Below are 23,505 nucleotides of genomic sequence, written 5' to 3' on the forward strand. Positions count from 1 at the left end.
AAAGCATCATAGGCAACAAACAGACATGAAAAACCCACCATGACCTGAAAACGTTTCAGGTCATGGTGGGTTTTTGTTTGGTTAAATTTGCGGCTACGAAAAACTATGATGTTTTTCAGTGGCCTCCCAACAACAGCGTTCATTTTATTACGTGCCGACAAAAAAACAGAAGGAGACGTTGCGCTTATGAAAAAGGGATTGGTTATACTCATGCTGGTTGTAATGGTGACAGGAATCATGGCGGGGTGTAGTTCGAAAGTCGCACCAGAGGATACGGGTACCCAGGGAACGGAAGTCGAAAACGGAAGCCAGGAGCCGGTAAAGCTCCGGGTGTGGCACATCGCCCTGGACGCCAAGAGGCGGGAGGCGGTCCAGAACGCAGTGAAAAGGTTCGAGGACGCAAACCCGCACATCACGGTGGAGGAGTCCGCGTTTGAAAACGACCCCTACAAGACTTCCCTGGCGACGTCCATGGCCGCCGGTGAAGAGCCGGACATCTTCATCTCCTGGGGAGGCGGATGGCTGGAAGCCTTCATCGACGAGGGCAAGGTGCTGGACATCGACGAGAAGATCGATGCCGTCGCGGACAACTACTTCGACTCGGCTTTGAGCCTTTTCGAAATCAACGGGAAGAGATACGGGCTGCCCTATTCCGTGGGACCCTCTCCGGTCTACTACAACAAGCAGATCTATGCGGAGTTGGGGCTGGAAGAACCGAAGACCCTGGCGGAATTCGAGAACAACTGCGACGTCCTGCTGGAAAACGGCTACATCCCCATCGCGCTTGGGAACGCCAGCCAATGGCCGGGCGCACTCACCTTCATCAACCTTTCCCTCCGCATGGGCGGCGCGGACACCTTCCTGGACGCCTACAACCGGGAAAACGGCGTGACCTTCGAGGATGAAAGTTTCGTGAAGGCAGGCGAGATCATCCAGAAATGGGTGCAGAAGGGATACTATCCGGAAGGCGCCAACGCAACCAACTACGACACCGGCGGTTCCAGGATGCTGTTCTACAGCGGCCAGGCGGCGCACATCGTGCAGACCAACGGCCTGGTGGCCAACAGTGCGGCCGAAGCTCCCGAGTTCAGGGAGAACAATCTGGGATTCTTCGTCTTCCCTGAAATCGAGGGAGGAAAAGGCACATCCACGGAAATCCTGGGAGGCGGGAACGGCTATTCCATCGCATCCTCCACTAAGCATCCGGAGGAGGCATTCGACCTCCTGGTCGCCCTGACGGACAAGGATTTCGGACAGGACAGCGTGGACCTTGCCTCCGCGGTCAGCGGCGTCAAGGGGGTTGAAATCTCGGACCCGCTGATCCAGAAGGTGCAGGACCTGCTGGTGGAATCGACCTATATCCAGAACTATTATGACCAATTCCTGCCACCCGAGCTGGGAAACATGCACAAGCAGACCACCTATGACCTGTTCGGCATGACCACCACTCCGGAAAAAGCGGCGGCGGATGTAGAGAAGTTGGCGGTGCAGATTCTGGGGCCTTCAAACTAAATCCATCATCTGCTGAAAACAAGGCGCAGACCAGCTTGCTTGGATCCTGCGCCTTCTTATTAAACAAATGGCAGGAGGTTCAACGTGAATACAAAGAATAAGAAATTGCTGCTCGTCCTATTGTTCGTGGCACCGGCGCTGTTCTTCTACGGCACCTTCAACCTGATCGGAATCGCCAGGACCTTCTACTACAGTTTCATGGAATGGAGGGGCATCAGTGCCGCAAAGACCTTCATCGGACTTGGAAACTATGCGACCCTCATGCAGGACGGAATGGTCTGGAACGCACTGAAGAACAATGTGATCCTGGTGGTCGTCTCCGTGTTCATCCAGCTTCCCGCAGCCCTGCTGCTGGCGCTGCTGATCAACACAAAAATCAAGGGGAACAAGCTGTTCAGGACCGTATTCTTCATGCCCATGCTCCTCTCCACCGTGGCGACAGGAATCATGTGGCTGCTCTTCTACGACCCCAACTTCGGATTGCTGTCCATCCTGGCCCGTTCCATGGGACTGGAGGTGTCCACAGCCTTCCTGCAGGGAAGCACCGCGTTGCCGGCCATCCTGTTCGTCATCTGCTGGCAATTCATCCCGTTCTACATGGTCATCATCCGGGCAGGGATCACCAACATCCCGGAGGAACTCTACGAAGCCTCCAAAATCGATGGAGCCAACACCTGGAGGAGCTTCCTGAGCATCACACTTCCGCTGCTGGCCCCCACCCTGCGGTCGGCTGCGATCCTGCAGCTGGTGGGTTCCCTGAAGTATTTCGACCTGTTCTACATCATGATGGGAGGCTCCCCCAACGCTTCGACGGAGCTGCTGGCGACCTACATGTACAAGAAGGGCTTCTCTGAATTCCAGATGGGATACGCAAGCGCCATCGCCATGTTCATGTTCGCGATCAGCTTTGTGGTGGCATGCGTTTTCCTGTATATGACAAAAACAAAGGAGGCACAGGCATGAATCCGGTATTGAAACGTCAACTCTTTAAAGCGGGCATCTACCTGGCGAGTCTGGTCATCTTGGTGATCACCGGATTCCCCTTCGTCTTCCTGCTGATCAACAGCTTCAAGGACATGCCGGAGTATCTGAGCAACATCTGGATGCTGCCCCAGAAACTGTATGTGGGGAACTATGGAAGGGTCCTGCAGCCCAGCTTCCTGCGCTACTTCCTGAACAGTGTGATTGTGGGGGCGGGAAGCGTATTCATCATCGTCGCGGTCTCCTCCATGATCTCCTTTTCCTTCGCGAAGATGCAGTACCGGTTCAAGAACGTGCTGTATTTCCTGATCATCGCGGGAATGATGATTCCGGTCCATACGACCCTGATCCCCACGTTCACGCTGCTCAGCGGCATCGGTCTGAACGATTCCCTGGTGGGTCTGATGGGTCCCTACGTAAGCTACAACATACCGATCTCGGTGTTCATCCTGACCCAGTTCTTCAAGGAAATCCCCAAGGAGATTGAGGAATCGGCGATCATCGACGGCTGTGGGCCGGTGGGTATCTTCCTGCGGATGATCCTCCCCCTCTCGGGACCGGCGATTTCCACAGTGGTGGTGTACACCTTCCTGAGCATCTGGAACGAGTTCATCAACGCCAATGTGCTGATCACGACGACGGCGAAGAAGACGCTGCCTCTGGGGATCCGGGAGTTCTACGGTTTCCAGACTGTGAACATCCCGGCCGTCCTGACGGCGATCCTGGTGGGGTCCCTGCCGGTGATTCTGGTGTACTTCTTCGCGCAGGAGAAGGTGCTCAACGGTCTGACGCAAGGCGCGGTGAAGGGATGATGGAAAAGGGAGGCACAAGGATGGATTTTGAAAAAGAAGCGGTTGAACTTGTAGGGAAAATGACGCTGGAGGAGAAGGCTTCCCAGCTGAAATACGACTCCCCCGCCATCGATCGGCTGGGGATCCCCAGGTACAACTGGTGGAACGAGGGCCTCCACGGCCTTGCCAGGGCGGGGACGGCCACCATGTTCCCCCAGGCGATCGAGCTTGCGGCCATGTTCGACGAGGAGGCGATGGAGTCCATCGGAGACATCATCGCCACGGAGGCCCGGGGCAAATACAACGGCTACACGAAGGAAGGGGACAGGGACATCTACAAGGGGCTTACCATCTGGTCCCCCAATGTGAACATCTTCCGGGACCCCAGGTGGGGCAGGGGGCATGAGACCTATGGGGAAGACCCCCATCTCTCTTCTGTGCTGGGGGTGCGGTTCATCCGCGGGCTCCAGGGGGACGGGAAATACCTGAAGACGGCGGCCTGCGCCAAGCACTTCGCGGTGCACAGCGGTCCGGAGGAACTGCGGCACGAATTCGATGCGGTGGCGTCCGACAAGGACCTGTGGGAGACCTACCTGCCCGCCTTCGAGGCCTGTGTGAAGGAAGCGAAGGTCGAAGGGGTGATGGGGGCCTACAACCGGACGAACCACGAGCCCTGCTGCGCAAGCAAGCTGTTGATGCAGGACATCCTGAAGGACCAGTGGAACTTCGACGGATACTATGTGTCGGACTGCTGGGCGATCAAGGACCTCCATGTGAACCACCGGGTGACCAAAACCCCGGCGGAGTCCGCGGCCCTGGCCTTGAAGATGGGGTGTGACATCAATTGCGGGAACACCTACCTGCACATCCTGCAGGCCCATCAGGAAGGCCTGGTGGACGAGGAGGACATCACAAAGGCGGCCGTGCATGCCGTGCGGACCAGGTTGCGCCTGGGCATGTTCGCGGAAGACTGCGAATACGACGGCATCCCCTACGGGAAGGTGGCCTGCAGGGAGCATAGGCAGGCCGCCCGGGAGGCTGCGGAAAAGTCGGTCGTCCTCCTGAAGAACGATGGGATCCTGCCGCTCTCCGGAAAAATGGAGCGTCTGGCGGTCATCGGTCCCAATGCGGACAGCCGCTGGTCCCTGATCGCCAACTACCATGGGACGGCCCCCAGGCATGTGACCGTCCTGGAGGGCATCGAGGATCTGGTGGGAGGGGAGACGGAAATATTCTATTCCGAAGGAAGCCACATCATCCTGGATCGGGTGGAGCGGCTGGCCCTGCCCCATGACAGGGTTTCGGAGGCATGCATCGCGGCCAGGGAAGCCGGCACGGCGGTGGTGTGCGTGGGCCTGGACGAGCGCCTGGAGGGGGAACAACAGGACACAGGAAACCGGTTTGCCGGACAGGTGAGCATGGCGGACAAGAATTCCCTGGCCCTGCCGGAATCCCAGCTTCGGATGCTCCGGGCGGTCATCGGGACAGGCGTGGATGTGGTCATCGTCAACATGACCGGCAGCGCCGTGGACCTGAAGGAATTCCAGGAGACGCCCAACGTGAGGGGAATCCTGCAGGCCTGGTATCCCGGAGCGGAAGGGGGGCTGGCCGTGGCAAGGGTGCTGTTCGGGGAGGTGAACCCTTCCGGAAGGCTGCCGGTCACCTTCTACAAATCGGTGGACCAGCTGCCGGACTTCGAGGACTACTCCATGCAGGGGAGGACCTACCGCTACCTGGAAGGCGAGGCCCTGTATCCCTTCGGCTACGGCCTGAGCTACACGGACTTCGCATACTCCAACCTGGTCACAACCTGGAAGGGGGAAGGCCTGGAGGTCCGGGTGGACGTGGAGAACACCGGACAACAGGCGGGGGACGAGGTCGTCCAGGTCTACATCAAGGACCTGGAGTCCCCCCATGCCGTGAAAAACCACAGCCTGTGCGCCTTTAGGCGCATCTCCCTCCAGCCCGGGGAAAAGAGGACGGTGGTCCTGACCGTCCGGGACAAGGCCTTCGAGGTCGTGGACGAAAGGGGAAGCCGGTTCGTGGACAGCCAGACCTTCCTGCTGCATGTGGGAGGGAGCCAGCCGGATCCAAGGAGCATCGCACTCACCGGAAGGGAGCCGGTTGCGGCAAGGGTTGCCTCAAGACCGGGAATGACAAAAGGATAAGGAGCGGGAATATGAAATGCACGAAGGAACATCGCCTGGAATTTACGGACCGGGCAGCGGAGCTGTTGAAGGGGATGACCCTGGAGGAGAAGGTCTCCCTGATGAGCGGCAAAATGAGCCTGCGCCAGGAGATGGCCGATAGGGAGGTGGATCCGGAGAACAAGCACTACAACTACATCCCCTATCCGGCGGGCGGAATCGAACGGCTGGGCATTCCCCCGATGCTGTTCTGCGACGGCCCCAGGGGAGTGGTCTGCGGGACAGGGAAGGCGACCTGCTTCCCGGTGCCCATGCTGCGGGGGGCAAGCTTCGACGTGGAGCTGGAGGAAAGGATCGGACATGCCATCGGTAGGGAAGTCAGGGCCTTTGGAGGGAATTTCTTCGGAGGCGTCTGCGTCAACCTGCCCTACAATCCCGGATGGGGACGCAGCCAGGAGACCTACGGGGAGGAATCCTTCCATCTGGGACAGATGGGCTCCGCGCTGGTGCGGGGCGTGCAGGAGGAGGACGTGATTGCCTGCGTCAAGCATTTCGCGTTCAACCAGATGGAGAACGCCCGCTTCAAGGTCGATGTCACCTGCAACAAACGGACGGAGCGGGAGGTCTACCTGCCCCATTTCAAGGAATGCATCGAGGCGGGGGCAGCCAGCGTGATGAGCTCCTACAACCTCTACCAGGGCGTCCGTTGCGGGCACCACCACTACCTGCTGAATGAAGTCCTGAAGGGCGAATGGGATTTCGACGGATTTGTGGTCAGCGACTTCTACTGGGGGGTCAAGGACACGGTGGAGGCCGCCAACGGCGGACAGGACATCGAGATGGCCCACACCCTTTATTTTGGGGACAAGCTGGTGCAGGCGGTGCGGGACGGACTGGTTCCGGAGGAGAAGGTCGACAAGTCGGCCCTTCGCATCATCCGCACCCTGCTGGCCTTCACCGCCCAGCACAAGGCGGCGGCGGACCCTTCCGTGCTAGCCTGCGGGGAGCATGTGTCCCTGGCGCTGGAAAGCGCCAGGAAGGGGATCACCCTTCTGCAGAACGAGGGGCAGGTCCTGCCCTTCGACCGGGAGCGCGTGAAGAAGCTGCTGGTGCTGGGGACGCTGGGGGACAAGGAACCCATCGGGGACCACGGCTCCAGCTGGGTGCGCCCCCCCTATGTCATTTCCCCCCTCCAGGGGTTGGAGATGGCCGCCCCCGGCACGGAGGTGACCTTCCATCCGGGAGATGACCTCGAGACCGCAAGGAAACTAGCGGCGGCGGCGGATGCCGTCGTGTTCGTGGTGGGATACGACCACAACGACGAGGGTGAGTTCGTCTCGGAGGACGAAGCGGAAGGGTTCACAGGCGCCATGGGCGGGGACCGCAAGGGCTCCCTGGGGCTCCACCCCAAGGACGTGGAACTGATCAAAGCAGTGGGGCCCGCCAACGGGAATGCTGCGGTGGTGCTCATCGGAGGCAACATGATCATGATGACGGAGTGGAAGGACGCGGTCGGCGCCGTCCTGATGGCCTACTATCCCGGGATGGAAGGGGGAAGGGCCCTGGGTGAAATCCTGTTCGGGGATGTGAACCCCAGCGGAAAGCTGCCGTTCGTCCTACCGCACGAAGAAGGCGACCTGCCGGCGGTGGATTGGGACGCCACCGGGCAATGGTACGACTACTACCATGGATACGCCAAGCTGGAGAAGGAGGGCAAGGAGCCGCTGCTTCCCTACGGATTCGGAGGCTCCTATACGACCTTCGAAATCTCGGATCCCGCGTTCAAGGCGGAGAAGGACCAGGTGCTGGCTTCCTGCAAGGTCAGGAACACGGGAGGAAGGGCCGGGGAGGAAGTGGTGCAGCTTTACGTCGGCTTCGGGAACTCCGCCGTGGACCGTCCCGTCAAGCTGCTCCGGGGCTTTAGGCGCGTCTCCCTTGCGCCGGGGGAGGAACGGGAAGTGGCCATCGCCTGCCCCATCGGAAAGCTGGCCTATTTCAATGAACGGACCGGAGCGATGGAGGTCGAGCGGATGGAGTACCAGGTCTACATCGGAACCAGCGCCCACGACAGGGATCTGGCGGCCGGAACAATCACAATCTGAAGCTTGGAGGAAACCATGGAGCTGTTAAGGAGAAAAGGCAGGGATATCGTCAACGAATCCAACGAGAAAATCATGCTACGGGGAACCTGCACCGGCGGCTGGATGAACATGGAGAATTTCATCAACGGCTATCCCGGCACGGAGACGAACCTGCGGGTGCTGATGCGGCAAGGGCTGGGGGAGGAGTTGGGGAACTTCTTTTTCGAGGAGATGCTGGACCGTTTCCTGGACGAGGAGGACTACCGGTTCATCGCCGGGAGCGGCGCAAACTGCGTCCGCCTGGATCTGAATTACCGGCACTTCGAGGACGACGAGAACCCTTTCGTCTACAAGGAGGAGGGTTTCCGGCGTCTGGACAGGGCGCTGGATTTGTGTGAAAAGCACAACCTATACGCCATCCTGGACATGCATGCGGTCCAGGGGTGGCAGAATTCCCATTGGCACAGCGACAACATCTGGGGTGTGTCCCTGTTTTGGCGGGACAAGCTGTACCAGGACAGGTTCTATGCCCTTTGGCAGGAAATCGCCCGCAGGTATGCGGACAGGAACGTGGTGGCCGGATACGAGCTCATGAACGAGCCCTCCTCCAACACGGCCATCGGGGACTTTCCCTTCAATTTCTACGAGAATTTCCGGTCGGATAGCGAGCGGTTCAACCGGGTGAACCGCACGGCGGTGGAGAAGATCCGGGAGGTGGACAAGCGGCACATCATCTTTATCGAAGGCGACAACTACGGCCATGTGTTCAAGGGAATGGAGGAGCCGTTCGACGACAACACGGTCTACTCCAGCCATGACTATGTCGTATCCGGCTTTGGGCCGGGAAAATACCCGGGGCCCTACGAGCAGCTTCGGAACGACCAGATCGAGGATGCGGGGGAGTGGGATTACGACAAGCAGGTCAGCCACATCCTGGAGACGGAAGGGTGGAAGTTCGCCCAGAAGCACAATGTGCCCCTCTGGGTGGGGGAGTTCGGCTCCCAGTACAACACGGGCGAGGAGGACATGGCCTACCGGCTGAAGTCCATGGACGACCAGCTGAAGGCTTACAACGAACTGGGCATCCACTGGACCACGTGGACCTACAAGGACTGCGGCGTGATGGGGTGGGTAACCCTGTCGCCGGAAAGCCGGTACAGGAAGATCATCGAGCCGGTCCAAAGGATGAAGGCGGTCCTGGCCGCCGAGAACTTCACGGGCTGGAGGGCCCCGTCGCCCGGAAAGAAGATGGTGACCGAGATGGCCGGCCATCTGGAGGAAGTGCTCCAGAATCCGGAGATCAGCCACGAGACCAACATACGCTGCCTGAGCAATGCGGTGCTGACGGGATATGTGGCCACCCTGCTGCAGCCGGAGTACGTGAACCTGTTCAAGGGCTATGGCAGGGAGGAATTGAGGGGAATCCTGGGCGCCTTCGCATTCGGGGAATGCGTGGTGAACGAGGGGTATCTGGAAGTGCTGAAGAGACGAATCCGATGACGTGCAGGGAGGAAAGAGATGGAGAGAAGGAGGAAGGTGTTCGTCGCCCAGCCCGTGCCGGAAACTGTGGAGGCCTACATACGCAACCACTGCGAATGTGAGGTGTGGAAAGGGCCGGAGCGGATCCCCAGGGAAACCCTTTTTTCCCGGATCAGGGACAAGGAGGGGGTCCTGCTTGCGGGCGTCCGGGTGGACGGGGAATTCCTGGAGCAGGCCCCACAGTTGCGGGTGGTCAGCAATGTATCGGTGGGCTACAACAATTTCGACCTGGCGGCCATGAAGGCCAGGGGTGTGGCGGGGACCAACACATCGGGCGTACTGGACGACACCGTGGCGGACCTGGCCATGGGGCTGCTCCTGGCGGCGGCCCGCCGGATTCCGGAACTGGACCGGCATGTGAAGGAAGGGCTGTGGCAGCAGGGGGATGACGAAATCCTTTTCGGCAAGCAGGTGCATCACGCCACCCTGGGCATCCTGGGCATGGGGAGGATCGGAGAGGCATTGGCCAGGCGGGCACGGTTCGGCTTCGACATGGAGGTGCTCTACCACAACAGGAACCGGAAGCCGGAGGTGGAAAAGGCCCTGGGGGTCCGGTATGCGGGTTTCGGCGAGCTGCTGGCCAGGAGCGACTATGTGGTCCTCCTGGCGCCCCTGACCCCGTCCACCCGGGGGATGATGGACGAGTCGGCCTTCAGGAGCATGAAGTCCGACTCCATTTTCCTTAACGTCTCCCGGGGGGAGACTGTGAAGGAAGAGGCCTTGGTGCAGGCGCTGCAGAAGGGATGGATCCGGGGGGCGGGATTGGACGTGTACGGCAGGGAGCCCGTGTCCCGGGAGAACCCCTTGCTGGGACTAGACAACTGCGTGACCCTCCCCCACATCGGTTCCGCTGTGGCCGGGACCCGGGAAGACATGGCCATGCTGGCCGCTCGCAGCATGGTGGCGGTCCTCCAGGGAAGGGACCCGGGAACAATTGTGACTTAGGACTGGACCTTGGGGACGGTTCTTCCGGACCAGAAAATGGTCCGGAAGAACCGTCCCCAAGGTCCAGTTTGGTGCTTCCCAAGGTGTATTGATAGTGCCGGCTCCCGGTGGTAGAATGGGGAGATAAGGGGGAGGACGCCATGCCGAGAAGAGCCAGGGAGAAGAGTGTGACGGGAATCTACCATGTGATGTGGAGGGGAAACAACAAACAGACGGTCTTCCAGGATTCCCAGGACTGCAGGCATTTCCTGAAGATTCTGGAGGAGTACCGCCACAAGTGCGGGTTCACGCTGTACGCCTACTGCCTGATGGGGAACCACGTCCATTTGCTGATGAAGGAGGGGGAGGAGCCACTGGGGAGGGTCTTTTGCAGGATCGGAGCCAAGCTCGTCTTCTGGCACAACCGGAAGTACAAGAGGGTGGGGCATCTGTTCCAGGACCGCTACCGGAGCGAGGCAGTGGACAACGATGCATACCTGCTGACGGTCCTGCGCTACATCCATCGGAACCCGGTGAAGGCCGGGATGGTGGAAGCCGTCGCCGATTATCCCTGGAGCAGTTACGGTGAATACATCCGGGGCGGAGGGATCTGCGACACGGGTTCCATGCTCCGATTCTTCGGGGAGGATGGGGAGAAGGCGGTAGAGACCTTCCGGAGCTTCCACCAGGCGGGGGATGGGGACCGTTGCCAGTTGGAGGAGGAACTGATCCGGTTGGACGACCGGGAGGCGGAAGGAATCCTGCGGGAGATGGTTGGGGTGGAAAGGTTGGAGGAATTCGGAAAGTGGAAAAAGGAGGAGAGGGACCGGTTCCTGCGGCTGCTGAAGGGGCGGGGGCTTACGGCACGGCAGATCGCCGGCCTGCTGAAGATAGGAACGAGCACTGTAAAAAGGGCGTAAAATGGTCCGGAAGAACCGTCCCCTCGGACCAAAACAGGGAAGGAGATGAGGCAAATGTTCGATGATCCAAAAGGGCCGATCGAGCACTATTCCTGGGCGAAGTTCGTCGTCTTGGGGGAGGAACACTCCGAAGAAGGGCATTCCAGGAAGGGCGAAGGCAAGGACATCCGGCTTGTGGGAAAAAAGGTCAAGAAGTGGAAGGAGCGGCAGGGGCACACCCTGGACAAGTCCATGGTGAAGAGGATGCTGGAGGAGGACGTCAGAATCCTCGTGATCGGCAACGGGGCCAACGGGGCCCTGGTGGTGCCGGACGAAGTGGTGGACTTCCTGCTGGAACACGGCATGAAGAAGGTGATTGTGGAGAAGACCCCGGAAGCCTGCAGGCAATACAACAGGCTCTACCACGAGGGAAAAAAGGTGGGGCTGCTGGCCCACGGGACATGCTGAGATGAGGGAAAAGGATCCGGAGACGGATCCTTTTTTCCTGAAACCTTCAGCGGGCCTTCAGACAACCGTCACATTCGGATGCTATAGTGGAAGCATGGAAGGGGGGATGTGGAGCCCACAACAAAGAGGAACGGCAACCGGAAGCAACCAACCATAAGCAGGAGGTATCGCAATATGAAACCATATAGGATCATCGCAGGCATCTGCGCATTGGCGCTGGTGGCGACCGTCGGGGCAGGGGTGGCATCGGCCGCCAGCGCGGACAGCACGACGGAGGCCGCCATCGAGAGCAGCATCGAAAACACCCGGGAAGCCAGGCGGGCGGCCCAGGAAGCGGCCCAGGAAAAATGGGATGCGCTGACGGATGCGCAGAAGGAGGAAATCTACGCGCTGAAGGAAGAGGCGGCGGACAGCGAAGGGAAGATTGCGGACAAGTATCTGGAATGGGGCCTGATCGACGAGGAAACGGCAACCCAGATGAAGGAACGGCTCACCGAAAGGGTCCAGGACCTGCGTGAAGACGGCAGGATGCCCATGCTTGGAGGCAGGGGCGGCCACGGCAAAGGAGGTCAGGGCAGAGGCGGATTCAGGTGCGCTCCGACCGCTGACGGAACCACCGGCGAGACGACCGGAACCACGGAAAGCGACGCACTGTAGAAAAAAAGGAGCAGGACCAGGCTCCCAGGGACGGGAAACCCCCGCCCCTGGGAGCTTTGGCCTTTTCACAAGGCCGGAAGCGATGGCCGAAACCTCCATTTTCATGTATACTTGGGATAACAAGGAAAACAGTCTGCGAGGTATGGGATATGTACAGGATACTTGTAACCGACGACGAAGAAAAGATCAGGACGCTGATCAGGAAATACGCGGTTTTTGAGGGGCACGAGGTCGTGGAGGCGTCCAACGGCATGGAGGCGGTGGAGCTCTGCCGGAAGGAACGGTTCGACATCCTCGTCATGGACATCATGATGCCGGAGCTGGACGGTTTTTCCGCGGTCAAGGAGATCCGGAAGAGCCAGGACACCCCGGTGCTGATGCTCTCCGCCCGGGGGGAGGAGTACGACAGGATCCACGGCTTCGAGCTGGGCTGCGACGACTATGTGGTGAAGCCCTTCTCCCCCAAGGAGCTGATGATGCGCCTGGAGGCGATCATGAAGAGGACCCGGAAGGCGGAAGGCTCAGCCCATGAATGTTTCGTCAAGGAGGGGCTGACCGTCGACTTCACCGCCCGGAAGGTCCTGATCGACGGGAAAAGCGTGGACATGTCCCCCAAGGAATACGACCTCCTCTTCCATATGGTGCGGAACAGGAACATCGCCCTCACCCGGGAGCAGCTGATCACGGAGGTGTGGGGATACGAGTACTGCGGCGACGACCGGACCCTGGACACCCACATCAAGCTCCTGCGCAAATCCCTGGGCCGGCATGCGGAGCTGGTCAAGACCCTGCGGGGCGTGGGATACCGGTTCGACGGATGACAACAAGGGACGGGGAGAACATGAAAAGCATCAGGAAAAGCATCAGCATCAAATGGAAGATCTACCTCCTCCTGCTGGGGTTTAGCGCCCTCCTGCTGGTGGTCCTGTGGCTTTCCCAGGTAGCCTTCCTGGACCGGTTCTACCGGGCGGTCAAGGTGGCCGAAATCAGGGGCGGCGCGGCCTCCATCGAGCGCAACCTGGACAGCCCGGAACTTGCGGCGCTGGTGGAGCGGACCGCTGCCGGCAGCGAGGTCTGCATCGAGCTCCTCTCGGAGAACGGCAGGACCCAGCATTCCTACGGCGACCTGAGGGACTGCGCCCTCCATTCCATGCGCCCCTTGGAGAAGCTCCGGCTTCTGGCGGCCGCCCGGGAAAACGGCGGGGAACTGATGACCTACTACGACCGGGAGAACCTCCGGGACGCCCGGTTCCTGCCTGCGGACACCAGGCGGCAGCGGACCATCCTTTACGCCAGGATCTTGGAAAACGGGGAGGGGGAGGCGGTGGCGGTTCTGATCAATTCGGTCATCGCCCCGGTGGAGGCCACGGTCCGGACCCTGCGGATCCAGCTCCTTTACATCACAGGCTTCCTGCTGGTCTTCTCCGCCGTCCTGGCCTTCCTCCTGGCGAAAAAGGTCTCCAGGCCCATCGAGAGGATCAACGAAAGCGCAAAAGCCCTGGCAAAAGGCGACTACGGCACCTCTTTTTCCGGAGGCGGGTACCGGGAGGTCGACGAGCTGGCGGACACCCTGAACCACACCGCCAGGGAGCTGGGGAAGGTGGAGAGCCTGCGGCAGGAGCTGATTGCGAACATCTCCCACGACCTGCGGACGCCCCTGACCCTGATCGGCGGCTACGCCGAAGCCATGTGCGACCTGCCCGGGGAGATGAGCGTGGAGAACGCCCGGATCATCGTGGCCGAGACCAAGCGGCTGACCACCCTGGTGAACGACGTGCTGGACATCTCAAAGCTCCAGTCCGGCATGCAGCAGATCCATCCGGCGCCCTACAACCTGACCGGGAGCATCCGGGGGATGGTGGAGCGGCTTTCCGCCCTCCTGAAAAAGGAGGGGTACACCATCGATTTCCTGTGGGAGGGGGAAGTGACCGTCGACGCCGACGAGTCCCAGATCTCCCAGGCGCTGTACAACCTGCTGATCAACGGGATCAACTACGCCGGCGCGGACAAGCGCGTCACCGTCCGGCAGACCTTGGAGGACGGCTGGGTGAAGGTGTCGGTGGAGGACAACGGCGAGGGGATCGGAGAAGAGCACCTGCCTTACATCTGGGACCGGTACTTCAAGGTGGACAAGACCCACCGGCGGGCGGTGACGGGCACGGGTCTGGGGCTTTCCATCGTGAAGTCCGTGGTGGAGCTGCACGGGGGGAGGGTCGGAGTCGAGTCGAAACCCGGGGAGGGCAGCGTGTTCTGGATCGGGTTGAGGATGAAATGAAAGAATGAAAGAAGAACCGTCCCCGTGTTCCAACCGAGGTCCAGGCTTGACAAAGCAATAAAGATGGCGTACAATTGAATCATATAAAATATAAAGTGAGGTGTGCGCTATGAACATATACGATTTCAAGGTGAAGGATGCAAAGCACAACGAGGTGGACCTGTCGGAATACAGAGGAAATGTCCTGCTGGTGGTGAACACGGCAACGGGCTGCGGCTTCACCCCCCAGTATGAGGGGCTGGAAGCCCTGTATCAAAAGCACAAGGACCGGGGGTTCGAGATCCTGGACTTCCCCTGCAACCAGTTCCTAGGCCAGGCCCCCGGCTCCAATGAGGAGATCGCCAGCTTCTGCCAGCTGAACTACGGGACCTCCTTCAGGACCTTCTCCAAGATCGAGGTCAACGGCAAAAACGCGGATCCCCTGTTCGTCCACCTGAAAGGACAGGCCCCCAGGGACCATGAGGACGGGGAGGCAGGCGCCTTCAAGAAGGTGCTCCAGAGCATCTCCCACACCGTCCTGGGGGACGACATCAAATGGAACTTCACCAAATTCCTGGTGGACAGGGAGGGCAATGTGGTGGACCGGTTCGCCCCCACCTGGAAGCCGGAAGACATCGAACCAGCAATCGAGAAGCTGCTCTGGAAGGAAGGATCCCAATGATACGGACATTGGCGAGGGGGGTGGGGGAGTACCGGAAGGACGCCCTCCTAACCCCGGTTTTTGTGGTACTCGAGGTTTTGACGGAGGTCATGATCCCGCTGCTCATGGCCTTCATGATCGACGATGGCATCGGGACGGGATCCATGGACAGGATCCTGCTGTGGGGGGCTGCGCTGGTGGCGGCGGCCCTTTTTTCCATGTTCTTCGGCATCCTCTCGGGACGGCGTGCGGCCACGGCCTCGGCGGGCTTCGCCAAGAACCTGCGGAAGCGGATGTACCACAAGGTCCAGGACTACTCCTTCCATAACATCGACCGGTTCTCCACCGCCAGCCTGGTGACCCGGATGACCACCGACGTAACCAACGTGCAGAACGCCTTCCAGATGCTCCTGCGGGTGGCGGTGAGAAGCCCCATCCTGCTGCTATCCTCCCTGGTCCTGGCCTTCGGGATCAACCCCCGGCTCTCCCTGGTTTTTCTGGGGGTGGTCCCTTTCCTGGGGCTGGGGCTGCATCTGATCATCCGCTACGCCCATCCCCTTTTCGTCCAGGTTTTCAAGACCTACGACAAGCTGAACGGCGTGGTCCAGGAGAACCTTAGAGGCATCCGGGTGGTCAAGTCCTTCGTCCGGGAAGAGCATGAGCGGGAGAAGTTCCAGCAGGTCTCGGAAAGCATCTACCGGGACTTCTCCAAGGCGGAAAAGATTATCGCCTTCAACAGTCCCCTGATGCAGTTCTCCATGTACGCAAGCATCCTGGCGATCTCCTGGTTCGGGGCCAAGATGATCGTCTCCTCCACCATGACCACGGGGCAGCTGGTGAGCCTCATCGCCTACGCCTCCCAGATCCTGATCAGCCTCATGGTCCTGTCCATGGTGTTCGTGATGATCATCATCTCCCGGGCCTCCGCGGAACGGATTGTGGAGGTGCTGGAGGAGGACGTGGACCTGAAAAACGGGGAAAACCCCATTTTTACGGTGGCAAGCGGGGACGTGTCCTTTCGGGGCGTGGGCTTCGGCTACGGGAAGGACCCGGAGAACCTGTGCCTCGGGGACGTGGACCTGGAGGTGAAGGAGGGCCAGACCGTGGGCATCATCGGCGGCACGGGCAGCTCCAAGACCAGCCTGGTCCAGCTGATACCCCGGCTCTACGACGCCACCCTGGGGACGGTCCTGGTGGGGGGCGTGGACGTGCGGGACTACGACCTGAAGACCCTGCGGGAGGCGGTGTCCGTGGTCCTGCAGAAGAACGAGCTGTTCACCGGAACCATCCGGGAGAACCTGCGCTGGGGGAATCCGGAGGCCACGGAAGAGGAGCTGGTCCACGCCTGCGTCCTGGCCCAGGCGGACGGCTTCATCCGGGAGTTTGCGGACGGCTACGGGACCCGCATCGAGCAGGGGGGGAGCAACGTCTCCGGCGGGCAGAAGCAGCGGCTGTGCATTGCCCGGGCCTTGCTGAAGAAACCCAAGGTGCTGATCCTGGACGACTCCACCAGCGCCGTGGACACCAAGACAGACGCCCTGATCCGGCGGGCCTTCCGAAAGGAGCTCCCCCGGACCACCAAGTTCATCATCACCCAGCGGGTGGCCTCCGTCATGGACGCCGACCAGATCGTGGTCCTGGACGCGGGGCGGGTCCATGGAGTGGGAACCCACCAGGAACTTCTGGCGGGGAACGGGATCTACCGGGAAGCCTACGAATCCCAGTTGAAAGGAGGGGACAGCGATGATGCCGCATAAGAAACCAAAGGATGCGATGAAGACCGTGGGCAGGCTGTTCTCCTATCTCCGGGGAAGGTACCGGCTGCAGTTCGGGCTGGTCCTGGTCTGCATCCTTCTCAGCACCGCGGCGGGGATTGCCGCCTCCCTGTTCCTGCAGGTCCTGATCGACGACCACATCCTCCCCCTCCAGGCCGCGGCGGACCCGGACTTCGGGGGTCTGGGCCGGGCCATGACGGCCATGGGGGGCATCTACCTGGCGGGGGTCCTGGGAGCCTATGTGTACAGCAGGCTGACGGTGGTGATCGCCCAGGGCGTGCTGAAGGAGGTCCGGGACAAGATGTTCGCCCACATGCAGGCCCTGCCCGTCCGCTACTTCGACACCCACGCCAGCGGGGACATCATGAGCCGCTACACCAACGACACGGACACCCTGCGGCAGATGTTCGCCCACAGCCTGCCCCAGCTGTTCTCCTCCGTTTTCACCATCGTCGGGGTTTTCGCGGCCATGGCGGCCACCAGCCTGCCCCTGACTGGAGTGGTCCTGGGCACCATGGGGGTCCTGCTGCTGGTCATGAAGAAAGTGGCCGGCTTGAGCGGGAAGCATTTCGTCCGCCAGCAGGAGTCCCTGGGCAAGGCCAACGGCTACATCGAGGAGATGATCAACGGGCAGAAGGTGGTGAAGGTGTTCTGCCACGAGGAGGAGGCAAAGGCCCGTTTCGACGCCCTGAACGAGGAGCTTTGCGACAACGCCACCCAGGCCAACCGGCTGGCCAACAGCCTGATGCCCCTCGTGGGCAGCATCGGGAACCTGCAGTATGTGCTGATCGCCATCGCAGGAGGGGCCCTGGCCGTGCGGGGCGTGGGCGGTGTGACCCTGGGGGCCATCGCCAGCTTCCTGCAACTGAGCAGGACCCTTGGCATGCCCGTCAGCCATGTCTCCCAGCAGGTCAGCTCCGTGGTCATGGCCATTGCCGGGGCCGAGCGCATCTTCAACCTGCTGGACGAGCCGGTGGAGGCGGACGAAGGCCAGGTGACGCTGGTCCACGCCCGGCGGGAAGGGGATGCATGGACGGAAGCCAAGGAAAGGACCGGGAACTGGGCGTGGAAGCACCCCCGCCGGGACGGTACCGTCACCTACACCCGGCTGGCCGGAGAGGTCAGCCTCCACGACGTGGATTTCAGCTACGACGGGGAAAAGAAGGTGCTCCACAATGTCAGCCTCCATGCCCTGCCGGGGAGGAAGGTGGCCTTCGTGGGCGCCACCGGTGCGGGGAAGACGACCATCGCGAATCTGATCAACCGGTTCTACGACATCGCCGACGGGAAGATCCGCTACGACGGCATCAACATCAACAAAATAAAAAAGAGCGACCTTCGCCGCTCCCTGGGGATCGTCCTCCAGGACACAAACCTGTTCACCGGAACCGTCCGGGAGAACATCCGCTACGGTCGGCTGGAGGCCACGGACGCGGAGGTGGAAAGGGCCGCGAAACGGGCCAACGCCCACAGCTTCATATCCATGCTGCCCCAGGGCTACGACACCGTCCTGACCGGGGACGGGGCGGGGCTTTCCCAGGGCCAGCGCCAGCTCCTCTCCATCGCCCGGGCGGAAATCGCCGACGCCCCGGTGATGATCCTGGACGAGGCCACCTCCAGCATAGACACCCGGACGGAGGCCATCGTGCAGAAGGGCATGGACGCCCTGATGCAGGGACGGACGGTCTTCGTCATCGCCCACCGGCTCTCCACGGTCCACAACTCCGACGTCATCCTGGTGCTGGAGCAGGGAAGGGTCATCGAGGAGGGGACCCACCAGGAGCTGGTCCGGAAAAAAGGGCGTTACCATCAGCTCTACACCGGGGCTTTCGAACTGGAGTGAGGCCGGGGGCTCTTCTTCTGGGCCCCCAGCACCAGGGTGCCGATGGCGAAGGGGAGCATCCAGGTCAGGAAACGGTACATCAGGATGGCGGAGCCCAGGGCCCCCACCCCTCCCAGGGACCCGAAGAGGAGGAAAAAGGTGAACTCCAGGGAGCCGATGCCGGAGGGGGCGGGCAGCACCCCCGCCAGCATGTTGCAGACGGCCATCAGGGCCATCATCTCCAGGAGCCCGGCTCCCGTGGCCGGGGACAGGAGCACCGCCGGAATAAGGTACCAGCAGCTCAGCTTCCCTGTGTTCAGCAGGAAAAGCTGGAGGAGCTTTCGCCTGTCCTTCAGCAGCAAGACGCTGGCGCTGTGCAGCACGGCGGCGTGCGCCTCCATCCTTCCGACCCGGGCCAGCGTCTTCTCCCTGTTGCCTGCAGCCTTGCGCAGGAGGCCGAACAGCAGCGCCGAGAGCCTGCAGGAGACGCTGACGGCGATCAGCCCGGAGGCGATGAGCACCGTTATGAGGATGCCGATCCCGATGTAGGTCCTGTAGGGCCTCAGGACGTGGTCCAAGGGAAGGTAGAGGAGCAGGTAGCAGAGGGTGCCGTAGGCGGCAATCCCGATCTTGTACTGGGTGTACTGGACCATAGCCATCCCGGTGGCTTTGGAAAGGGGGAGCTTGTGCCGGTGCAGGTAGTGGATTTCCGCCAATCCGGTCCCCGCGCCCAGGGTCAGGAGGCGGTAGAAGGCGCAGTAATAGGCGCAGGCCAGCCCGTGCCGGTAGGAGAAGCTTTCCCTGTATCCGGAGGCCAGAAGCCGGACGATCTCCCCCTCCAGCAGGAAGAAGCCGGTGGAAAGGGCCAAGGCGAGCAGGACCCTGGGAACGGGCAGCTGCCTAGCGGCTGCGGCGATCGCCCCCAGTGTGTCCTGCTGGAAATAGGCCAGTCCCGCCAGGAAGGCCAGGAGCAGGAGCCATTTGATTTGGTTCGCGTATCTTCCCATGTGCGGGTCCTCCCGGGTGTGGCCTGCGGCGGTTGGAATGCGGAATAGGGAAGGGGATGGGGCTGCGGCCCCATCCCCTTCCCTATTCCCTACTTGATCGGGCAGGCGCCGCCCACACATTCCGAATCATCGCCGCTTCCGATGACGGCATAGCCGTCCCCGGCCGGCTCCAGCGTGGCGCCGATGCGGACGTGCCCCGCGACGGTGCGGATGTCTACGCGCTCGCCGGTGTTGGTGAACGCATAGGGGTATTGGATGAATTCAATCTGCATACTGCTTACCTCCCTTTTCTTCTCGGTACTAGTGTACCTCCTGGAACGAGGGGATGTCAATTGGAAAAAGAGGCTTAGTTTTTGGGGGGACTCAAGACCGAATTGCCCGAAAAAAGGATTGATTAAATTTGAATTAAAAGATATAATATGATTATAAGCCCTAACGAGACTGAATTGACGAATTATTGCAATCGTAGACAGAATGTTACTATAAATTACAGTATACTATACGGAATTACTTACTACCACGTGGCGAAGAGAAGGCAGGTTGGTTTTTTGTGCTGCCATTCTTTTGGCTTTTGTCGCGTTTTATGGCAGAAGAAGGCAGGGTGAACTGGCTGAGTTCATGACAGGTAGGTGAGGAAAATGAAACAATATTTGATGCGTTTCCCCAATTCTTCATGACATTGGTGGCGGAGAATGTTGATGTCCGATAGATGACAAGGTATGCAGAAACTAGAGCAACTCTTCCAGGATTCATCAAAAGATAGGAGGGGTGAAGATGAAGACATCCAAGAGACTCATGAAAAGCAGATTATTTGCAATTCTGTTGATGGTCGTACTGATGTTTACTTCTTTCACAATGCCACTGACGGCCGCGCCGGCCCGCCCCCCAGTGGAGCAGGCAGAACAGCCGCCGGCCAATGTTTGGAATGATGACGATCTGAATGTCGTCTACGGTATGGAAGACGGCATGGAATACAGGTTGGACGGTTCGGCTTGGACAAAGTATAAAGCCAGAACCTTCAATGCAATCGATTTTTCCGGTGACCATATACTGGATGTGCGTTATGCGGCCGCCAAAAGGTTACTGGCGGGGCCGATCACGACGCTGACCTTCACCACCAACCCGGTCCTTCCACCGGATCCGGTAAAACCGGACCCGCCGAACGTTTCGGCGGACGACGTGAACAACACGGTAGTGGGAATCGACAGTACCATGGAGTTCAAGCTGTCGACGGATTCGACCTATACCCTGTACAACGGAAGCAACCTTCCGGACCTGTCCGGGGAGAAGACCCTGCTTGTGCGCGTTGCGGCGGAGGGGGTCAACCCGGCGAGCGACGATACGCCCTTGACCTTCACAACCAACCCGGTTGATCCGGTGCAGCCGCCCGCCCCGAACGTTTCGGCGGACGACGTGAACAACACGGTGGTGGGGATCGACAGCACCATGGAGTTCAAGCTGTCGACGGATTCGACCTACACCCTGTACAACGGAAGCAACCTTCCGGACCTGTCCGGGGACAAGACCCTGCTGGTGCGCGTTGCGGCGGAGGGGGTCAACCCGGCAAGCCCGGACACGACCCTAAACTTCACAACCAACCCGGTACAACCGCCTGCACCCAACGTGACGGCGGACGACGTGAACAATACGGTGGTGGGGATTGACAGCACCATGGAGTTCCGTTTGTCGACGGATTCGACCTATACCCTGTACAACGGAAGCAACCTTCCGGACCTGTCCGGTGAGAAGATCCTGCTGGTGCGCGTTGCGGCGGAGGGGGTCAACCCGGCGGGCCCGGATACGACCCTAAACTTCACAACCAACCCGGTACAACCGCCCGCACCAAACGTGACGGCGGACGACGTGAACAATACGGTGGTGGGGATTGACAGCACCATGGAGTTCCGTTTGTCGACGGATTCGACCTATACCCTGTACAACGGAAGCAACCTTCCGGACCTGACCGGTGAGAAGATCCTGTTTGTCCGTGTGGCCGCAGTTGGGGTCAACCCGGCCAGTGATGACACGCCGCTGAGTTTCACCACCAATCCTGCACCGAACGCACGGGGCAAAGTGCTCTTCACTTTCGACGATGCGTGGCTGGACCAGTATGAAAACGCCTTTCCAATCATGGAGAGCGTAGGCTTTGACGGGACCATTTACGCAGTCCGCGACATCGTGATCGGCACAAGCCCCCTGATGATGCGCCTGCCGCAGCTGAAGGAAATGTACGATGCCGGCTGGGACGTCAGCAACCACACCATCAACCACAAGGACTTCGAAAGGGATGCAGACGGCAATGCGCTGGTGGACTCCAATGGAGACTACATCGAATTCGCCACGAAGACCGACCCGGAGACCTTGGCGGAATTGAAGACCATGTACTTGGAGAACCAGAACTGGATTGTCAAGCGCGTGGGGGAACAAGGTGCCTTCCATGTGGCCTATCCCTCCGGCCTGTACACTCCGGAGTTGATCCAAATCCTCAAGGACATGGGCGTGATCACCGCCCGGATCGCCAACAACCCTCCGGGGGATGGATTCACGACCACCCCGACGACCAATTTCTACGAATTGCCGGTCATCTCCCTGGAATCCTGGGATGACGCGTTGGATTACGCGCTGCCCGCCATCGACCAGGTCGTGGCCGACGGATCCACCGTAATCTTCATGATCCACCGGGTGGGAGAAAGCAGGGACGACCTGTTCCTGCACAGCGACGACCTGCGGACCATCGTCAACTATGCCAAAGGCTTCGTGGACGCCGGCACGCTGGATGTCATGACCTTCAGCGAATGGTACGCAGCCTCCACCACCCCGGAAACCCCGGCGCAGCCGGCCGTTTTCGCCGATGATGCTGCCAATACCGTATCCGGCATGGCCGCGGGAATGGAATACAACCTAAACGGCACCGGCTATGTCCCCTATGTGCAGTCGACCTTCGATGCCCTCAACGACGGCGTCCGGTTGGACGGCCACAATTACCTGCTGGTCCGGCAGGCGGCAACCGGATCGGTACCGGCAGGCCAGCCCAAGATCCTGGTGTTCAAACCTGAACCGGGTTCGGGAAAAGTGCTGTTCACCTTCGACGACGGCTGGAAAGGCCAGTTCGCCAATGCGCTTCCAATCCTGGAGGCCGCAGGTTTCGAAGGCACCGCCTATGTGAACAAGAACAGCGTCGATTGGGATCCCACGGATGTTTACATGGACCTGGCCGAGCTGGAGACCCTGTATCAAAAGGGTTGGGACATCTCCAACCACACCACCAACCACGCCAACCTCACGGTTGCGGATTGGCAGGGAATAACCTATACCACCCCAGGAGCGTGGGATATCAACTACCTGGGCGCCCAGGAATGGCTTGAAACAGCCACGGACACCAAGAGCGCCTGGACCAGAGGGGCCCGGCATGTGAACTATCCGGACGGACAGTACAACGAAGAGCTGATCGCCTACCTGAAGGGCATCGGCGTGCTGACGGGCCGGACCAGCGAGTGGGGACAGCAGCAGACGATCGGAATGACAGCGGAGGATTTCTACAAGCTGAAGGTCGTTGCAATCGACAATTCCGACCCATGGTACATCAACAACGCCAAGAACGCCGTGGACGACGCGGTCATGGACGGTACGACCATCATCTTCATGATCCACTCGGTCGAACCTGCAATCACCAGCAGCACCGTCTATCCGGGAATCACCCTGCTGAGCGAATCCCTGGAGGAAATCGTCCAGCACACCAAATCCTATTCCGACAATGGCGACCTGAGCGTCATGACCATCAGCGAATGGTATGATGCGATGAAATAGCCTCAATAAGTGAAGAAGGGACGTTCCCTGCGCAACAGTTGCCCAGGGAACGTGAGGCCACTGAAAAAGTCTCATAATTAGAAAAGAAGCTTGAATGCAGATTAGACTGCAATTCAAGCTTTTTTTTGTTATAATCATAGTATCAAAAAAAGGTGGTGGCCCTTATGATCCAGCAACAAC

General features: G+C 60.1%; 18 protein-coding genes. 16 read left to right on the plus strand and 2 right to left on the minus strand.

Annotated elements, in window-relative coordinates; genetic code table 11:
- The first annotated feature begins 186 nt into the window (after positions 1-186).
- The 15 genes from GXN74_RS11685 (at position 187) to GXN74_RS11755 (ending at position 18,532) form a co-directional block, all read left to right on the plus strand.
- Entirely contained in the window at positions 187-1,512 is a 1,326-nt protein-coding gene (locus GXN74_RS11685) for an ABC transporter substrate-binding protein (RefSeq protein ID WP_162371124.1), read from the plus strand.
- Positions 1,513-1,596: 84 nt separating this feature from the next.
- Positions 1,597-2,475 carry an ABC transporter permease subunit gene (locus GXN74_RS11690; protein ID WP_162371125.1) on the plus strand — a complete coding sequence of 293 codons (879 nt, stop codon included), beginning with the start codon at positions 1,597-1,599 and terminating at the stop codon, positions 2,473-2,475.
- The gene (locus GXN74_RS11695) at positions 2,472-3,305 is read left to right on the plus strand and encodes a carbohydrate ABC transporter permease (protein WP_162371126.1); all 834 of its coding nucleotides are present in this window, start codon (positions 2,472-2,474) and stop codon (positions 3,303-3,305) included. The genes GXN74_RS11690 and GXN74_RS11695 overlap by 4 nt, the downstream gene beginning before the upstream one ends.
- A 20-nt stretch (positions 3,306-3,325) precedes the next feature.
- Positions 3,326-5,452, plus strand: a complete 2,127-nt coding sequence (locus tag GXN74_RS11700; protein WP_246208701.1) for a glycoside hydrolase family 3 C-terminal domain-containing protein — start codon at positions 3,326-3,328, stop codon at positions 5,450-5,452.
- An 11-nt stretch (positions 5,453-5,463) separates the two neighbouring features.
- Positions 5,464-7,533 carry a beta-glucosidase family protein gene (locus tag GXN74_RS11705; RefSeq protein WP_162371128.1) on the plus strand — a complete coding sequence of 690 codons (2,070 nt, stop codon included), beginning with the start codon at positions 5,464-5,466 and terminating at the stop codon, positions 7,531-7,533.
- Positions 7,534-7,548: 15 nt separating this feature from the next.
- Positions 7,549-9,012 (plus strand): glycoside hydrolase family 5 protein, encoded by a 1,464-nt coding sequence (locus GXN74_RS11710; RefSeq protein ID WP_162371129.1) that lies wholly within the window; start codon positions 7,549-7,551, stop codon positions 9,010-9,012.
- 18 nt (positions 9,013-9,030) lie between these two features.
- On the plus strand, positions 9,031-9,996 hold the full coding sequence (locus GXN74_RS11715; protein WP_162371130.1) for a 2-hydroxyacid dehydrogenase: 966 nt from the start codon (positions 9,031-9,033) through the stop codon (positions 9,994-9,996).
- 140 nt (positions 9,997-10,136) lie between these two features.
- Complete coding sequence (locus GXN74_RS11720) at positions 10,137-10,895, plus strand: transposase (RefSeq protein ID WP_162371131.1); 759 nt, start codon at positions 10,137-10,139, stop codon at positions 10,893-10,895.
- Positions 10,896-10,949: 54 nt separating this feature from the next.
- Positions 10,950-11,342, plus strand: a complete 393-nt coding sequence (locus tag GXN74_RS11725) for an MTH938/NDUFAF3 family protein (RefSeq protein WP_162371132.1) — start codon at positions 10,950-10,952, stop codon at positions 11,340-11,342.
- Positions 11,343-11,516: 174 nt separating this feature from the next.
- The gene (locus GXN74_RS11730) at positions 11,517-11,999 is read left to right on the plus strand and encodes a DUF2680 domain-containing protein (protein WP_162371133.1); all 483 of its coding nucleotides are present in this window, start codon (positions 11,517-11,519) and stop codon (positions 11,997-11,999) included.
- Positions 12,000-12,148: 149 nt separating this feature from the next.
- Entirely contained in the window at positions 12,149-12,820 is a 672-nt protein-coding gene (locus GXN74_RS11735) for a response regulator transcription factor (RefSeq protein WP_162371134.1), read from the plus strand.
- Positions 12,821-12,840: 20 nt separating this feature from the next.
- Entirely contained in the window at positions 12,841-14,274 is a 1,434-nt protein-coding gene (locus tag GXN74_RS11740) for a sensor histidine kinase (protein WP_162371135.1), read from the plus strand.
- Between the two features lie 109 nt (positions 14,275-14,383).
- Complete coding sequence (locus tag GXN74_RS11745) at positions 14,384-14,935, plus strand: glutathione peroxidase (protein WP_162371136.1); 552 nt, start codon at positions 14,384-14,386, stop codon at positions 14,933-14,935.
- Positions 14,932-16,671, plus strand: a complete 1,740-nt coding sequence (locus tag GXN74_RS11750; protein WP_162371137.1) for an ABC transporter ATP-binding protein — start codon at positions 14,932-14,934, stop codon at positions 16,669-16,671. Before GXN74_RS11745 ends, GXN74_RS11750 begins: the two co-directional genes overlap by 4 nt.
- Positions 16,658-18,532: an ABC transporter ATP-binding protein gene (locus tag GXN74_RS11755; RefSeq protein ID WP_162371138.1), complete on the plus strand. Its 1,875-nt coding sequence runs from the start codon at positions 16,658-16,660 to the stop codon at positions 18,530-18,532. Before GXN74_RS11750 ends, GXN74_RS11755 begins: the two co-directional genes overlap by 14 nt.
- Here the strand turns inward: GXN74_RS11755 and GXN74_RS11760 are convergent.
- Entirely contained in the window at positions 18,505-19,518 is a 1,014-nt protein-coding gene (locus GXN74_RS11760) for a lysylphosphatidylglycerol synthase transmembrane domain-containing protein (RefSeq protein ID WP_162371139.1), read from the minus strand. The genes GXN74_RS11755 and GXN74_RS11760 overlap by 28 nt on opposite strands.
- A gap of 89 nt (positions 19,519-19,607) precedes the next feature.
- Positions 19,608-19,790 carry a hypothetical protein gene (locus GXN74_RS11765; RefSeq protein ID WP_162371140.1) on the minus strand — a complete coding sequence of 61 codons (183 nt, stop codon included), beginning with the start codon at positions 19,788-19,790 and terminating at the stop codon, positions 19,608-19,610.
- Between the two features lie 694 nt (positions 19,791-20,484).
- Here GXN74_RS11765 and GXN74_RS11770 point away from each other — a divergent pair.
- The gene (locus GXN74_RS11770) at positions 20,485-23,325 is read left to right on the plus strand and encodes a polysaccharide deacetylase family protein (RefSeq protein WP_162371141.1); all 2,841 of its coding nucleotides are present in this window, start codon (positions 20,485-20,487) and stop codon (positions 23,323-23,325) included.
- Positions 23,326-23,505 lie beyond the last annotated feature (180 nt).

This window comes from Anaerotalea alkaliphila, assembly GCF_010179735.1.
Taxonomy (GTDB): Bacteria; Bacillota; Clostridia; order Lachnospirales; family Vallitaleaceae; genus Anaerotalea; species Anaerotalea alkaliphila.